Source organism: Shewanella halifaxensis HAW-EB4 (assembly GCF_000019185.1).
Taxonomy (GTDB): domain Bacteria; phylum Pseudomonadota; class Gammaproteobacteria; order Enterobacterales; family Shewanellaceae; genus Shewanella; species Shewanella halifaxensis.
Genome location: NC_010334.1, coordinates 4518535 through 4534141, shown reverse-complemented (window position 1 = coordinate 4534141; position 15607 = coordinate 4518535). Strand labels below are relative to the sequence as shown.

18 protein-coding genes are annotated in these 15607 nt (G+C 47.0%); 12 read left to right on the top strand and 6 right to left on the bottom strand.

Annotated features, from left to right (window positions below):
* Window position 1: 1 nt before the first annotated feature.
* The gene (locus tag SHAL_RS19305; RefSeq protein WP_012278794.1) at window positions 2–2356 is read left to right on the top strand and encodes a putative bifunctional diguanylate cyclase/phosphodiesterase; all 2355 of its coding nucleotides are present in this window, start codon (window positions 2–4) and stop codon (window positions 2354–2356) included.
* Between the two features lie 106 nt (window positions 2357–2462).
* On the opposite strand, the gene SHAL_RS19300 is transcribed toward SHAL_RS19305, so the two are convergent.
* Window positions 2463–3848: an aminotransferase class V-fold PLP-dependent enzyme gene (locus SHAL_RS19300; RefSeq protein WP_012278793.1), complete on the bottom strand. Its 1386-nt coding sequence runs from the start codon at window positions 3846–3848 to the stop codon at window positions 2463–2465.
* A gap of 364 nt (window positions 3849–4212) precedes the next feature.
* Here SHAL_RS19300 and SHAL_RS19295 point away from each other — a divergent pair, with 364 nt between their 5' ends.
* Window positions 4213–4707 carry a peptidylprolyl isomerase gene (locus SHAL_RS19295; protein WP_012278792.1) on the top strand — a complete coding sequence of 165 codons (495 nt, stop codon included), beginning with the start codon at window positions 4213–4215 and terminating at the stop codon, window positions 4705–4707.
* A gap of 62 nt (window positions 4708–4769) precedes the next feature.
* Here the strand turns inward: SHAL_RS19295 and SHAL_RS19290 are convergent, their stop codons facing one another.
* Complete coding sequence (locus tag SHAL_RS19290) at window positions 4770–5438, bottom strand: YoaK family protein (protein WP_012278791.1); 669 nt, start codon at window positions 5436–5438, stop codon at window positions 4770–4772.
* A 201-nt stretch (window positions 5439–5639) separates the two neighbouring features.
* Window positions 5640–6437: a hypothetical protein gene (locus SHAL_RS19285; protein ID WP_012278790.1), complete on the bottom strand. Its 798-nt coding sequence runs from the start codon at window positions 6435–6437 to the stop codon at window positions 5640–5642.
* A gap of 171 nt (window positions 6438–6608) precedes the next feature.
* Between SHAL_RS19285 and SHAL_RS23520 the strand changes: the two genes are divergently transcribed.
* Together SHAL_RS23520 and SHAL_RS23515 are read left to right on the top strand one after the other, a co-directional pair.
* Window positions 6609–6782 (top strand): hypothetical protein, encoded by a 174-nt coding sequence (locus SHAL_RS23520; protein ID WP_223296217.1) that lies wholly within the window; start codon window positions 6609–6611, stop codon window positions 6780–6782.
* A gap of 68 nt (window positions 6783–6850) precedes the next feature.
* Entirely contained in the window at window positions 6851–7081 is a 231-nt protein-coding gene (locus tag SHAL_RS23515; protein WP_012278788.1) for a helix-turn-helix domain-containing protein, read from the top strand.
* Here SHAL_RS23515 and nikR read toward each other — a convergent pair.
* A complete protein-coding gene (gene nikR, locus SHAL_RS19275; RefSeq protein WP_012278787.1) occupies window positions 7058–7468 on the bottom strand; it encodes a nickel-responsive transcriptional regulator NikR in 411 nt (136 codons plus the stop codon). The genes SHAL_RS23515 and nikR overlap by 24 nt on opposite strands.
* Before the next feature lie 186 nt (window positions 7469–7654).
* On the opposite strand from nikR, the gene SHAL_RS19270 reads away from it, so the two are divergent.
* The 8 genes from SHAL_RS19270 to SHAL_RS19235 all read left to right on the top strand — a co-directional run bounded on the left by SHAL_RS19270 (window position 7655) and on the right by SHAL_RS19235 (window position 13849).
* Window positions 7655–9187 (top strand): ABC transporter substrate-binding protein, encoded by a 1533-nt coding sequence (locus SHAL_RS19270; protein WP_012278786.1) that lies wholly within the window; start codon window positions 7655–7657, stop codon window positions 9185–9187.
* Window positions 9184–10161 carry an ABC transporter permease gene (locus SHAL_RS19265; protein ID WP_012278785.1) on the top strand — a complete coding sequence of 326 codons (978 nt, stop codon included), beginning with the start codon at window positions 9184–9186 and terminating at the stop codon, window positions 10159–10161. The genes SHAL_RS19270 and SHAL_RS19265 overlap by 4 nt, the downstream gene beginning before the upstream one ends.
* Window positions 10162–10247: 86 nt before the next feature.
* Window positions 10248–11072, top strand: coding sequence for an ABC transporter permease (locus SHAL_RS19260; protein ID WP_012278784.1), 825 nt, complete (start codon window positions 10248–10250; stop codon window positions 11070–11072).
* Entirely contained in the window at window positions 11072–11779 is a 708-nt protein-coding gene (locus tag SHAL_RS19255; RefSeq protein WP_012278783.1) for an ATP-binding cassette domain-containing protein, read from the top strand. The genes SHAL_RS19260 and SHAL_RS19255 overlap by 1 nt, the downstream gene beginning before the upstream one ends.
* Window positions 11763–12353: an ATP-binding cassette domain-containing protein gene (locus SHAL_RS19250; RefSeq protein ID WP_012278782.1), complete on the top strand. Its 591-nt coding sequence runs from the start codon at window positions 11763–11765 to the stop codon at window positions 12351–12353. Before SHAL_RS19255 ends, SHAL_RS19250 begins: the two co-directional genes overlap by 17 nt.
* A gap of 266 nt (window positions 12354–12619) precedes the next feature.
* Window positions 12620–12910: a DUF134 domain-containing protein gene (locus SHAL_RS19245; RefSeq protein WP_012278781.1), complete on the top strand. Its 291-nt coding sequence runs from the start codon at window positions 12620–12622 to the stop codon at window positions 12908–12910.
* A gap of 2 nt (window positions 12911–12912) precedes the next feature.
* Complete coding sequence (locus SHAL_RS19240; protein ID WP_012278780.1) at window positions 12913–13416, top strand: NifB/NifX family molybdenum-iron cluster-binding protein; 504 nt, start codon at window positions 12913–12915, stop codon at window positions 13414–13416.
* Between the two features lie 85 nt (window positions 13417–13501).
* Window positions 13502–13849, top strand: a complete 348-nt coding sequence (locus SHAL_RS19235) for a hypothetical protein (RefSeq protein WP_223296215.1) — start codon at window positions 13502–13504, stop codon at window positions 13847–13849.
* Window positions 13850–13927: 78 nt separating this feature from the next.
* Here SHAL_RS19235 and SHAL_RS19230 read toward each other — a convergent pair whose 3' ends face one another.
* Both SHAL_RS19230 and rlmC read right to left on the bottom strand, forming a co-directional pair.
* Window positions 13928–14137: a TOBE domain-containing protein gene (locus SHAL_RS19230; protein ID WP_012278778.1), complete on the bottom strand. Its 210-nt coding sequence runs from the start codon at window positions 14135–14137 to the stop codon at window positions 13928–13930.
* A 282-nt stretch (window positions 14138–14419) separates the two neighbouring features.
* Window positions 14420–15556: a 23S rRNA (uracil(747)-C(5))-methyltransferase RlmC gene (gene rlmC / locus SHAL_RS19225; protein WP_041416126.1), complete on the bottom strand. Its 1137-nt coding sequence runs from the start codon at window positions 15554–15556 to the stop codon at window positions 14420–14422.
* Between the last annotated feature and the right edge of the window lie 51 nt (window positions 15557–15607).

The window sequence follows — 15607 nt, the reverse complement described above, 5'->3', positions numbered from 1 at the left end:
CATGAAACACTTTAAGTGGTTTAACAGTAAAACAGCGATTATCGTTGCAGGCATTCTATTGAGTGCCTACTTGATCCTTATTCTGACGGTTACTAACTTAGGCCAGAGTCGTTTAAAGGAATCACAAAACAGCGCATTAAACCTTAGGGTCAGTAACTATACCGAAAACCTAAGTTTTTTCTTTGATGCCAGTGAAAAGAATATCGCCAATCTAAGTCAGAAGAGAGACGTCAATACTTACTTCTCTAACTTGGCCGCAGGGATGTCGTTGCAGTATGGCCTAGGCTCGAGCCTGTTTAGCCTGAGGCGAACGATAGATAATTTTAGCCAATCTAACAAAATGGATGGTCAGCTTATCTACTCTAGGGTGATGATTGTTGGCTTAGGGGAAACCGTTATTGTCGATACTCATCCGGAGGTCGATTTTGAGGTTAACCAACTGCCTTTTAAAGAGATGGAGACGGTTAGCCATAAAGTTCACCTAGTCACAGATGAAAGTGGGCCGGTTATTCAGCTGCTGCAGACGATTTATCATCAGAATAAGCCAGTGGCGATCTTAGTTGCCAGCCTCAATACCGATCTGGTGATCCGTATGCTGTCGACGCAAGAGCATTTAGATAGTGGCAGCTGTCTAACCTTAGTCACTCCTGTTGGGGATATTGTCGTTTGGAATTCATTAAGTGGCTGTATATCCGATATTGAGCGCGGTACGACTAGCTATTATAGCGACTCATCAAGGATCATCTATTTTGAGAAAAATGTGGTCGCGACGCCGTTTAAACTAGAGAGTTGGTTTGAGCCGGTGACTGAGCAAGATATTTTCACCTCTGCTTGGTTTATTGCGGCTATCTCATTGTTGGCACTGCCAGTATTTATGGGTTTGATCTACCTTATGCGTGTGAACAATGCCAACTTAGTGCTGCAGACCCAAGTGGAGTTGTCTTCAGAACAGCAGCAAGAGTTGGCGACACAAAACGCTCTATTGCATGAAGAGATCTGTAAACGTAAGGCATCAGAGAGCAAGCTTGCGTATCAGGCGACCCATGATGAACTGACTAATTTGGCAAACCGCACCCACGGCATGGCTAGGCTGCAAGAGGCCATTCGAGCAGCCCATGAAAAGCAAACTCAAATTTTGTTGCTGTTTATCGATCTGGATAACTTTAAACAGGTTAACGATACCGTCGGCCATCATGCCGGAGACCTGCTTTTAAAACAAACCAGTGAGCGCTTGCTAACATCGGTACGCCGTTCCGATATTGTTGCTCGTCTAGGTGGCGATGAGTTTTTGGTGATAGTGCCCGATATTCAGCATCAAGATTCAGCCAAACTGGTTGCTAGCAGTATTTTGTCTGTGTTTGAGAAGCCATTTCATATTGAACAACAAGAATTTTTTGTCTCGACTAGCATTGGCATGTCTATCTATCCTAAAGATGGTAGGAATGCTGCGACGCTGTTAAAGCGCGCCGATACCGCATTGTACAAGGTCAAAGATTTAGGCCGTAATGGCTTTAGTTTTTACGATGAAAGTATGAACTTAGATGTGCAGCGTAATTTTGCGCTCAATGTGCGATTACATCAGGCTGTTCAGCAAGGCGATATAGAGATCTACTATCAGCCGATATTGGACTTAACCAGCCGTAAAATTGTAGCCGCTGAAGCCCTGATGCGCTGGACCGACAGTGAATTAGGTTATGTGTCACCGGAGGACTTTATTCCGCTAGCGGAAAAGAATGGCTTAATCCATCGACTCGGCGATATCGTTTTACTCGAGGCTTGTACTCAGGCTGCTAGCTGGCAGACTATCAGTCCCATTAAGATCGCCATTAACTTCTCTAGTGTTCAGTTTAGGTATTGCGAGCAACTGCAGTCGCGTATCGTCGATGTATTGATGCAGACGGGTTTGCCTGCATACCAGCTCGATATGGAAGTGACCGAGAGTTTATTGATAGATCAAGGTCATGCCTTGATGAAGATGTTGTCATACCTTAAGCAGCTCGGCGTAGGTTTATCTATCGATGATTTTGGTACCGGTTACTCGGCGCTAAGTTACTTACAGAGGTTTTCATTCACTAAGTTAAAAATTGATCGTGCTTTTATCAATAATATGACCACCTGTTCATCGGATGCCTCTTTGGTGTCGGCGATATTGGCGATGGCTAAATCGTTAAAGCTTAAAGTGGTTGCCGAGGGGATTGAAAATGAGCAACAAGCGCTGTTCTTGCAGGAGCACCGTTGTGAGTATGGTCAGGGGTATTTGTTTAGTCGTCCGGTACCCGCAGCCGAGTTTACTCAGTTGCTACTTCGCGACCAGAAGGATGCCAGTTTAGGGCAACAGGTTGAGCGAGTAAGCTAAGTCTTCTACTCGCGCTATTTGCTTGATCTCAATATAAAAAATGGCCAGCTTATTATTTAATAACAAGCTGGCCATTTTTATTGGCTCTTATCTTATAGTATTGGTCTTATCTCATTTCACGATGTAGTTGCTTCATCGCCTTAACTAGGCCTTTAACATCATCATTATCGTGGAAAAGGTGAGTCGAAATACGTAGAGAGAACGTCTTGAACGTATCATTCGGATCTAAGTAGAAAGAGGTGGTTCTAACGATGTAGCCATACTCTTCATGTAAACGGTCACGAAACTCGGTGAGTCGCTCGCTATCGTTTAGATCATCGAATGGATTGAAAGAGGTTAGGCCGCTAGATAGTTCACGGATATTAGGTGCGAAGATCATTGCGTCAGGGAATTTCTTGGCAAGTTGCTTCTTACATAGGGCGCTTAAGTCTAAAATGCGCTGCTCAATAGCATCACGTCCAATTTCATCCCACAGTGCGCAAGCGTCTGCTAGTGCGCGCTTTGCAGGGTAGTTATCTTGACCAATCGATTGCAATCTCGCTTGCACTGCAGTGGCTGTTGATGAGCTATTAATAAACCACAGTGGTGTTTCGCGATCGCTCCAGAACTCATATAAGCGGTTAGCGTTATCGCGTACGTATAGGAAGCCTGTTGCGCCAGGACCGCACTGCCACTTATGGCCTGCTCCAGAGTAGAAGTCGCAATCGATGTCATGAAAATCTAAGTTGAACATACCCGGTGTATGAGCGCCATCGATTAGGGTGACAATGTTATTCGGAATTGCGAGTTCTTTACAGATCCGTTTCGCTGGCAAAGTGGTACCTGTGGTGAAGGTAACGTGAGAGAACACCATCAAACGAACTCGACTACCATATAGGTTTACTGCATCGGCAAAGACTTGCATAAAGTCATCTGCACTCACTTCATTGTTTGGCGTATAAACTGGTAAGGCTAACTCAATCACTTCGGCGCCATAGCGCTGTGCTACATGCTTCAGAGGTGTAGTAACACCTGGGTGCTCATGGTTAGTGGTTAAGATGATATCGCCGTATTCAAACTGTAGGCCGTTGATAATGGTACATAAACCATCGGTAGTGTTACGACACAACACTAGCTCATGTTCATCAGCTCCAAAGCTAGGTGCAATCTGTTTGGCATATTCTATTGTCGGTACATTGCTGTTCCAAGGGGTGATAGAGATCTGCTCGTTGGCGCGGTTATAGTCTTTTAGTACACGCTTTGGCATGGTGCCAGAGGTACCGATGTTCATGTAGGTCGTGCGTTTATTGAGGACAAACTCATTACGGACTTTATTCCAAAAACCGTGTTCAGAACCATGACCATGGAAAGGCTCGATATGATTGTCACTGCTCGCGTGTGCGGTGGCTGGGAGTAAACTTGTTCCTACTGCTGCAAGGGCAACACCTGTTGTCGTCTTTAAAAAGCCTCGACGTCCTGCATTAGTTAAGCTTGCTTCATCTTTGTGATTCATTGTTCTTTCCTGGTTAGGTTTTCTTTTAAAAATATAGTGTTATATATTTATTATGTGTTTTTTTGTTTGTTCGTGGTTAATGGTGGAGCTCGCGAGGGATTTTATCGGCTTAAGCTAGTTTGTAACGTGATTTTCGCCACATTTGTCATTACCTTAATGTGATAAAAAGTCTTATTTATCAAAGGTAAAGTCATTATTTTGACGCTTTATGTTGTGATTTAGTTATTTATGCTTATATCGGTTAAAAATAGAGCTTTTGTCGATTTGAGGCCGGGCGTTGATGGGGGAATAATATATTTTTAGTCTCAACTAGGAGTAAAATGTCTTATAGACCGCATAAGCGCATGATGAGAGTGTGAGTACCATGATTATTTTTACCACCAACTTAGGTGATATCGAGATAGAGCTGGATCTGGAAAAGGCGCCAGTGAGTGCCAAGAATTTTATCAAGTACTGCCAAGATGGCTTCTTTGAGGGCACGATTTTCCATCGCGTCATTAAGGGCTTTATGATCCAAGGCGGTGGTTTTACTGCCGAAATGGAGGAAAAGCCAACTCGAGCGGCGATAGTCAATGAGGCTAACCGTGGCCTCAAGAACGTTCGTGGAAGCATTGCCATGGCGCGCACCGATGCCCCCCATTCGGCGACCGGACAGTTTTTTATTAATCTAGCCGATAATAGCTTTTTAGATCATAGTGCAACTACCAATGCTGGCTGGGGCTATGCGGTGTTTGGTCAAGTGACGGCGGGTATGGATGTGGTGACAAAGATAGGCCGCGCTAAAACAGCCTCTAAAGGCGACCATGATGATGTACCAAGAGAGGCTATCATCATTGAGAAGGTGACTATCAATCAATAATCGATTGTGTACTCTAGGATAATAAAAAAGCGCTTAAAAGCGCTTTTTTATTATCTGTTACCTTAGTATTTCACTGCGGTCCGGATCTTATAGATACGGTAGCTCATCGCCAGCGCAATACAGATGGCAGCGGGAGCCAGCAGGGCAAAGAACTGTAACTTGGAAAAAAGGTACGCCCCTAGTGCCCCCCCAGAGATAAAGCCCGCGATGATCAATATAAACAGTATCGCTTTACGTTTATCAAACTTCTCCCCTTTAAACATGCCACCTAGCATGATGCCTAAGTCGGTGAAAATTCCCGTGACATGTGTGGTACGTACAATCGCGCCACTATAGGTGGTTGCCAATGCGTTTTGTAGGCCGCAAGCCGCCGATGCCATGTAGTGACCGTAGTAGGTGCCATCTTGTAGTAGGTAGATGGCAAACAGTAAAAAGCCCGCCTCGATAAGTAGCAAGGTGTCGTAATGACGACCCAGTTTGACGCTGCTGCCGGATAGAAATGCTCCTGAAAGCATTGCTCCTAGCATAAAGCTGACTAAGATCCCGAGTAGGTGAAACAGCACTGTGGGTGACGAGCTTAGAAGCTGGGTACCGACTAAGGTTGCGGTGCCAGACAGATGGGAGACAGATTGGTGCTCGAAACCCAGTAAGCCGATAGCATTCACGCTACCCGCGGTAAAGGCTAGAATAAAAGCGCCATACTCAACCCACTTAGGAAGTCTAGATATCACGGTATTGCCTTAGTTGTAGCCAATAGACATCGCTACTTGAGAGTAGTGAAGCATGCAGACTATTGAGTCATGAAATTAGGATAATATGGACGTTAACCCTGTCAGACAAAAGCATGTGGGCTAAGGTGCATATTTTGCCTATGTTCAACATACTAAACTGCTGTCTAGATCGCAAAAGTACTGAGATTAGGTTCAGGCTAATTAAAAATAGTATGAGATCCCAAGTTCAAATTTATGGTCATTATCGAGTGCCTTTATCGGGGTACCAATAATGTTGATTTTAGCATCGGTGCGAGTATATGTATGACTCAATTCAGTCCACCATTTACCGTTGTCACTAATGGGCATACCGTAACCAGTTTTGACTTTAAATACTTTACCACTGAGCTTCTCGCCTTTGGCATTTTTACTCGGCTTACCGTCAAGCTGCATAAATTGTGGCTGGACTATGACATATTGGCCCGAGTCTCCGATTGAAAATGATCCAAATAGGTTCACTTGATAGCCTTTTAAATCAAAGCTTGACCCATTGCCTTGAGAGGCGCTGCCACGAACAACGGCAATATTTGGAAAGAGTGAGAAGCTCTCCCATGGGGTGGTGAGTTTTGTAATGGCCCCTAAGGCGACAATATCACTGCTAGTATCGTCTGAATGGGTCTTCCAACCTTTCATGTAATCTACTGAAAAGCCAGCTTGTGGTAGCAGTTTATTACCTGTATCGAGGACTTGAAAGTAGCGTAGCCTTGAATTTTGTGCCTTGCGGGCAAACTCGTTGTTTTTAGTGTCGCTGATATGCTCGACCAAGCCCATATAGTTGTTGCCTTCGCTAAAGCTGCCAGCCATGCCTAACATGCCGTTGAGCCTACCTTCATTATCGACCGTACCATAGACAAAGGAGTTTACTGCCGTGAGATCCGACGGATCCGGTTGCTGATCTGCGGCGAGTGGACTGCCTGACAGGCCTAAGAGCATTGTTGTGATTAACCAAGATGTTTTCATGTTCTCTCCTCAATGGGTATGTTGCCGCTCGATAAAGCTTTAGCTGCTATAAAGCATTGTTATTGAGAAAGGTTTGCCAAGCATTACTAGGGGTGTTAGTGGTTCTTAATCATCGGCTCACTTAGCCTTCTAATTGGTATTAAGCCGCTACTAGCTCCATTGTTTGAGCGAATGGCAATGTGGCCATGGGATATGCCGAGTCAGCAGCAGGCGGCGCTTATCGCCCTATTTGTTGAGGATCTAAATTTAGCGGAAGAGATCAAGCTGTCGCTGCCCATACCGGCAGATAAACGCTTACAAGGCTGGCTAGCAGCTGGCTGGGCAGCGTCAAGCCGAGCAGCTTAAGCTGATGGCGAGTGAGATTGGCGCCAGCGAGAAGACTATTTCGCGGATCTTTACTAAAGAAACGGGGGATGAGTTACCAAGCTTGGCGGCAGCAATGGCGCTTGCAGGCCGCGATAGAACACTTAGCCGATGGTAAGAGCGTATCTGTGGTGGCATTTTCACTGGGCTTTGCTAGCGACAGTGCTTTTATCTGCTTTTTTAAGCAGCATCTGGGGAATACGCCAAGTCAGTACTTTAGGGCGGGTACTGAGCACTCTAAGGCCGTTTTCGCTAGGCTAAACTACCCCAGCGCGACTTAAACGTGCCACCTTAACGCCTTTTAACGCGGCGATTCGATTCACAATGGCGTTAAGCTCAGCCGCCTGCCCCTTGATGATAATTGTCTCTAGGCAGTTGTGATGATCCACATGTACATGGGTGCTGCACAGTACATGTATTAGATGATTATGTTGGATATCGATAAGTTTCTCGGACAAGCCGCGTTGGTGGTGATCGAAAATCAGTGTCAGTACGCCAACGACATCCTCTTTGCTCTCGTTCCATTGCTTATCGACCAAACGGTCTCGAAATAGATCGCGAATATATTCGGAACGGGACTGATAGCCTCGTTGTAATTGATCTTGTTCAATTTCTTCAAACTGAGATTTTGGCATGGAAACAGTAAAGCGAATAGTGTCATTAGACATAGCGTAAATTCCATAAAACTTAATTACTTTGAGTATCTTATAGATATAAGCAAGATGCACATGTATAAAAGTGATCTAAGTCAATGTTGCTGTATTTAGTCGTGGGGATAAGCTGTTTTACTAAACAATTGGGTGTAGTGTGACGATTCGAAAAATAGTATTACTCAGTTGATTATTGGTGTTCTTGTGAAGTCATTAATTCTATTCATTCTATCTATCTCTTTGCTGCCCTTTGCTAGCTTTGCCAGCACAGACAAGGTATTGACCCTTGCCCTAGGCGCCGAGCCAGAAACTGGCTTCGATCCGATTTATGGCTGGGGTAAGTATAACCGTCCGTTATTTCAATCTACTCTGATTAAGCGTGACAACGCACTAGAGTTGGTGAGCGATCTTGCGCTGCAATGGCAGCTTAGTGATGACCGCCGGATCTGGTCGGTCGATTTACGTCCAGACGTGAAGTTTAGCGATGGTAGCGCGTTAACTGCTGCGGATGTGAAATTTAGCTTCGATACCGCTAAACAGAGTGCTTCGTTGCATGACTTAACTAATCTAGATCGAGTTGAGATCTTAGATGATTACAGCTTGCGATTCTATCTGAAGCAGGCTGATATCACCTTTATCGATAACCTAGTGAATCTCGCCATCGTGCCTAAGGCAAGCTATGGCGCACAGTACGGCCTTAAGCCTATCGGTTCGGGCCCACTAGCCTTTGTGCGCTGGGATCGAAATCAGCAGCTTATTATGCAGCCCAATCCATACTATTACGGTAAAAAACCAGAGTTTTCTAAGATCATCGTGACCTTTAGCGATGAAGATAGTCGCTATGCAAGACTGCGTTCTGGCCAGCTAGATCTGGCGGCGATCGCGCCACGTTACGCGAAGATATTACCGCCGGGCTACAAGCTGTGGAGCATAGATAGCGTCGATAACCGTGGCATTGCATGGCCTATGGTGCCAACTCAGGCCGATGGTATAGGCAATGATGTCACATCGGATGCAATCATTCGTCAAGCCGTTGGTATGGCCATTGACCGTCAAGTACTAGTACAGCAGCTACTCGATGGCTTCGCCACGCCTGCCTATTCGATAGCAGATGGTTTACCTTGGGGGCCACAGCTGAACCCGACAATTAAGCCTGACCTCGAGGCTGCCAAGCAGTTGCTCGAGCAAAATGGTTGGCAGCTTAAAGTAGGACTACGCCATCACGGTGACACTGCGGCTAGCATGACGCTCTATTATTTAGCGGGTGATACGGTGCGGCAACAGTTGGCGCTTGCCGTCGCGCAGATGGTTAAGCCATTAGGCATAGAGATCAAACCGGTAGGCAAGAGTTGGGAGGCGATCTATCTGCAGATGCATAGTCAGCCTGTGTTGTTAGGTTTTGGTAGTCACAGCGCGACGGAGGTCAGGGCGGTTTACCATAGTGCAAGTCGCGGCAAAGGCTATTTTAACTCGGGTTACTATAGCAACCTTCAGGTCGATAAGGCGCTAGACAGTGCACTAGGGGCGGCATCATGGTCAGAGTCATTGCCATACTGGCAGCAGGCACAAACTTTGATAGCTCACGATCGCCCCTGGACTTGGTTGGTTAATTTACAGCATCTCTACGCGGCCAACGAATGCTTAGATCTTGCTAAGCCCGGCATAGAGGCTCACGGACATGGTTGGCCGCTGGCCAATAATATTGAGCAGTGGCGTTGGCTATGTCCTAAGCGATGAGAAATCTACCCGCTTCGCTACTCAATACCTGTCTACGGCTAGTACTGCTGTTAATTTTGGTTATCTTACTCGCTTACTTCTTGCTTAGCTGGTCGCCACTCGATCCTATTAATGCCTATCTTGGCGGCAATGTTTTTGCGGTGTCTGAGGCACAAAAAGCTCTGCTAGAGAGTCAGTTGTCATTGGATCAAGATGTCGGAGAGCGTCTGCTACACTGGCTTGGTGGCTTGCTGCAGGGGGATTTAGGTTACTCAAGCCTCTATCAACAACCTGTGTCGAGTGTGATTGCCGAACGTTTGCCGATCTCACTGCTACTCATTGGGCTTAGCTGGGTCTGCTCGCTAGTTCTTGGTTATTTATTGGGATTAATCGCGGCAGTCTATCGCGGCGGCTGGTTAGATCGCATTATTCAAAAGTTCGCTTGGTTGATGGTCTGTATGCCATCGTTCTGGCTAGCGATGCTGTTAATTAGCCTGTTCTCTATTGGCCTTAGCCTGACCCCTGTTTGCTGCGCAGCACCGATAGGAATGACGTTTACCGAGCAGTCGTTAGCTAGCATGTTGCAACACCTGCTATTGCCCGTCGTTACGTTGACGGCGGTGAGCATGGCGCCGATTATGCTGCATACCCGTGAGAAGGTGATTGATGTACTGCAGTCTGATTATGTGCAGTACTCCTTAGCGCATGGTGATGGCCTGTCCAAAGTGGTGCTGTTTCATGTGATCCGCAATAGCCTGCTGCCGGCGATTATCCTGCAATTTGCCACCGTCGCTGAGCTGTTTGGCGGCTCCCTGATTGCAGAAAGCGTGTTTAGCTTTCCTGGGATCGGGGCGAGTATCGTTAAGGCTGGCTTGGCCAGTGATACCGGCTTGCTGATGGGCTGCACCCTGATCTCGGCGCTACTCGTCTTTGGCGGAAACTTGATCGCCAGCTTACTTTCACGCCGCTTTATGGTGGAGGCGAGTGATGCATAAAAGCTACTGCGTCAGCTCAGCTCTCTTTCGGAGATGCAAAATGCGCAATATGTCGCGCCAGCCGATATGTATGCAGGAGGCGAAAGATGCATAGCACACTGCGCCAGCCGACATTTATTTTAGCATCCGCCTGCTTACTGCTGTTGGTACTGACCGCCTTTTTATGGCCATTTCAGGGGGCAGAACTCAATCTGCTGCATAAGTATCAAGCTCCCTCTATGGCGTATTTTTTTGGTACCGATTGGTTAGGGCGAGATCTGTTTAGTCGTAGCTTACAAGCGCTGGCCCAGAGCATCTATGTGGGGGGGCTCGCGGTGCTGATGAGTAGTCTCTTAGCGCTGATGATGGCGATGTTCGCCATGCTGCATCCATACTGCCGTTGGCTGGTGGACTTGCTCGTGGATCTGTTTATGTCGCTGCCGCATCTGCTGCTACTGATCTTGCTCTCTTTGGCCTTTGGTGGGGCCGAGTGGGGCTTAGTGATTGCCATAGCACTGAGCCACTGGCCCAAGCTTACGCGGCTATTGCGCTTTGAGATGCAGCAAGTGCAGTCGACTCCCTATTATCAGTTAGCCTGTCAGTTTGGTCGCTCCCCGTGGCAACGGCTTAAAACCCATATGTTGCCACATATTCTGCCTCAGTGGTGGATAGGAGGCTTGCTCCTGTTTCCCCACGCCTTGACTCATATGGCTGCCTTAACCTTTTTGGGCTTTGGCTTAAATCCAGATAGCCCGTCTATGGGAGCCCTGCTCGCTCAAGCGAGCCAATATGTACTTACCGGACATTGGTGGCTGGGTGTGTGCCCTGGGTTGTTACTGCTTATCTGCTTACTGCTGCTGTCTTATATTGCCCAGCAGTTATTGGCGGCGCTGCGCCAGGGGCCGCAGACCCATCTTAAAGGAGCTGTGTAATGTTGTGTGTCGATAAACTCAGTATTCAATCGAGTGACATCTGCTTGTTATCCCCCTTAAGTTTCTCGATTGCTAAGGGCGAAGTATTCGGTGTGGTAGGAGCGAGCGGTAGCGGCAAGAGCCTATTAGCGCAGGCTCTATTAGGCCAAGTGCCGGACGGGTTTAACTTAAGTGGTCAGGTGCTCCATCGCAGTGGTGATAGGCGAGTATTGGCGGCCCAGTCAGCTTCGGTGCTCGACCCTTTAAGGCGGATTTCATCGCAATTAAGTTATGCCTTGAGCCGAGTGCCTAAGGGCGCGACACGCAAGAGGCGTTTCCCGCTGGCGGCAGATATTACGCGTTGTTATCGCCATCAGCTGTCTGGTGGCATGGCTAAACGGGCATTACTGGCTCAGGCCTGTTGGCAGGCCAGTGAAATCATGATTGCCGATGAGCCATGCTGCGGCCTAGATACACAGGCCGCCGAGGCGATCTATCAACACCTCGCTTACTTGGCTCAAAGTGAGGACGTTGCTGTGATGGTGATAAGTCATAACCTAAGGCAGTTGCTTACGGTGGCCGACCGCATCTTGGTGCTGCGCGATGGCAAGCTGGTTGAGATCACCACAGCTGCCAATATTCGTAACGGCACCTGCGACAGCTATACACAAAGTCTGTGGGCGGCTCTGCCTGAGCACTGGGGGCTAACAAATGCTAACGCTGCGTAATGGTTATCTACACCGTCGCAATAAGAGGATTGAATTTCCCGATATCTATTTGCCGCGGGGTGAGGTATTGGGGATCTCTGGTCCCAGCGGTGTAGGTAAGTCATCGTTAGCGAGTGTACTTGCGGGAATGATAACGGCCGATGTCGAATTACTCGAGTTGCCAATGAGGCAGGTTAACCAAGCCAATCCAGTGCAGTGGTTAATCCAGCAGAGTGAGTTCGCCTTTAATCCGCGGCTGACGTTAAAGGCTTCGTTAAATGAGAGCTGGAAAGGCGAGGCCTACCTGCCCCTGTTGAGTGAGTATGGTTTGGAGGCGTCTTGGTTAGCGAGACGACCTAACCAACTTTCTGGCGGCCAGCTACAGCGCTTTAATTTGATCCGGGCGCTGGTACCGACCACTGAGTATTTGATCTGTGATGAAGTAACCGCTCATCTTGATATGGTGACCCAAGCCGAATTTTGGCAACAGCTGCTCGTCTGTGCAAAGCGCCGCAATATAGGCCTGTTGGTGATCTCCCACGATGAGTACCTGCTCAACGCCATCTGTCAGCAGGTAATCAAGTGGCCACGATAAGCCTTCAATCTACCTTTTACCTATAATTCAACGCTTATATAGCTAATGCTTGTGTAGGCGGTGCTTTTGTACGTAACCGTTATTTAGGCTCGGCGAATATTTTTGAGTGTGACTCCCCCCTCAGTTTGCAGAGAACACATAACCAATAATAGTGGTTATTGGCGTAAGCCAATAACTTGCAGTAATTAGCTGCATAACAAGGTAAAAGCGCAACCAATTCACTCCAACGAATTAATTCCAACAAGATAGTCAGGGGGCAGTTTGTTATGTCTAGACCTAAGAAATGCCGCCACCTAAGTAGCTGTGTGCCATGTAGTTTATTTAAACCCAATGGCATTCCATCGAGTGAGCTTGAGAAAATTCAGTTAGAAGCTGATGAATTTGAGGCACTCAACCTAGGAGATGTACAAAAACTGAGTCAGCTCGATGCCGCGGCATCAATGGGGATCTCACGGCAAACCTTTGGTTATCTGTTGGCGAGTGCGCGCAGGAAAGTGGCAACGGCGGTCACTCAAGGTCAGGCGCTTTTACTTCCTCTCAATGTGAAAAAGGATTAATCATGGTCATTGCTATTCCTATGAGTCGAGATCGTTTAGCGACTCACTTTACTAAAGCGCCGCAGATCGGCTTTTTTGATGAGTATCAGCAGTTAATTGCCCTGCATGATAATCCAGCGATGAGTGGAGGTTGCAGTGCTAAAAAGGCGATGCTAAACCTTATCATCGAGCATAAAACCGATATTGTGTTGGTGCAGCATATTGGTGAGCGTATGTTAGGCAAGTTGCTCGATGCGGGTATTAGCGTGAGTCAGGCAGATAACAGTTTAGATCTGGCAGAGCTTATCAGCAGAGCGAAAGATTTGAATCACCGTTTGCTTGACGCCTCTCAGGGGCGAGCTTCATTGAATCATGAGAAGAAGGGCGGTTGCTGTGGTGGTTCATCGGGTGGCTGTGGTTGCAGCGGTAAAGCTGCATCGGCGAATAGTCTAGATCCAAGGTTACTTAAGATGCCCTCTACTCAGCAAACTGAGGTGCAATACGCCGGATTTAGAATGATTAAATAGTATAATCAAGCTTAATAATTGACAGCGATAGCCATTGTCGACTTTACATCCTAGCGGAAATATTCGATGTTAGTTGTACATGAGGATGATTTTTGACCAGGAGGGGATGATGGCGGTATTGGCTATGGGCTTTATTATTCTGTTTGTGGGATTAGCTTTTATGGGCTTGCCGGAGCTGAACCGAGTGCTAAAGCAACATGATAAGGCGCTATGGGAGCGTCTACTGGGGTCCCAAGGCTCATTTATCTCCTCTTTCGATCGCACGACGCTGTTTATTTGGACGCTGGGCCGAGGTTTTGAAAACTGCGAGAATATCGATATTCAGTATCAAGGCTTATTGGCCTATAAGCGCGCGACACGGGTGAAATATACGATTTTGGCTGGGGTGTCTCTGATTATTATCGGCTCAGTTATCTCCTTGATGGGAGCCTAGCTATTTAGTTTAGCAGCAGATTGAAACAAAAAAGCCGCAAACACCAAGGTGCTTGCGGCTTTTTCATTAAGCATTTGCTTAGTCTACAGCAACCATTACGTTGCTTGCTTTGATGATCGCGTATGCTTGACCACCAACAACTAGACCTAGTTGCTCACAAGACTTCTTAGTCACAACTGAAGTGATTTCAACACCCGGTGCTAGTTCGATAACAACTTCGTTGTTTACTGAACCTTCGTCGATTGATTTGATAGTACCGTTTAGTGTGTTGCGTGCGCTGATTTTCATAAGTATATCCTTAATAATAAAGGCTTTATTATAAAGAGCTTATTGTGGGATTGATATTGCTCACGGACAATATGTCTCATTTACTTGAATTAGGTCGCATTTGCTTATCCCAAATCTATTTTTTTGGGATCTGGATCGTATCTGGTTAATTTAAAACGGTTATCCCGTAGTTAGCTTTAGCTAACCCTTATGCTTCAGAGGACGGGGATTGGCTGGAAAAATATCTTAGCAAGCACATCAAGACTTAGGGTTAAGCCTTGATGTTGGAAGGTGCTGTGGCGATTAAGCGTCTTTAAGTAACATGACTAAGACTTCGAAATGATCCGTATGGGGGAACATGTCGAATAGCTGCACCTTTTGGACTCGGTAGCCCTGAATACAGGCTAAATCTTTGGCCAAGGTGTGTGGATTGCAGCTTGAGTACAAGATGGCTTTAGGGGCGAATGCCGACAGTGATTGACACAAGCTTTCACCTATACCACGTCTTGGCGGATTGACGATAACCACATCGGGCTTGTCTTTGGCATCACAGCCTTGAGCAAAGCCGGTAGAGTCCAGTGCGGTAAAGTTAACTTGAGTTAAGCCCATCGCCTCTGCCGATAACTTGGCGCAGGTGATCGCTTCGGCCGAGATCTCAATCCCGGTTAATGCACTCTGTTTCGATGCGCAGTGCAGACCAAAACCTCCGACGCCGCAGAATAGATCCCAAAGCGTATCCGGCTTAAGCTCTGCCACCCACTCTCGAGCCGTTTGATAGAGCTTGGCTGCTATTTCTGGGTGAGTCTGAAAGAAGCTCTTTGGTCGAATGAACAGAGGTACATCGTTAAACTGTTCTGATAAGCGTGTCTCTTCGGTGAGGAAAAGCTCTTCTTCCCCTTCGAGAATAGCCATATGCACAGGCTGAATATTTACCGATACCACTTTAATCTGTGGGTACTCGCTTAATAGCTGCGGTAGCTCTCGCTCTATACGCTCGATAGATTTATGGGATCGGAGCACAAAACGCAGTAGGTATTCGCCCTTGATCTGACTGCGAGTCAGCAAGATGAACTTAAGCTCGCCTTTTACTTTATCGACATTGTAAGGCGGTATGCCTGCTTGGCGCACAAACAGCTCAAGACGATGCAACAGCTGCTGCATATCGATTGGATATAAGTTGCAATCGCACAAGCTTACAGGCTCACCTGTTGGGGTAACAATGCCTAAGATGGGTTGATGCGCCGCGCCAAGAACCACCATTTTAGCCTTATTACGAAAACCACTTTCTGGGCCGAATACAGGCTCGCGCCACTGCTCAACCTCAAAGCCACTCAGTAGCTGGCTTAGTACTTGTGACTTTGCTGCGACTTGCACAGGCATGGGTTGGTTTATATGGCGGCAAGAAAGACATTGCTGCTGAACAAAGTGGGCACATTTCACTGATTGGGTACTCTAAAGCGTTGGAACGATAATATTGGCGACTATATTCTG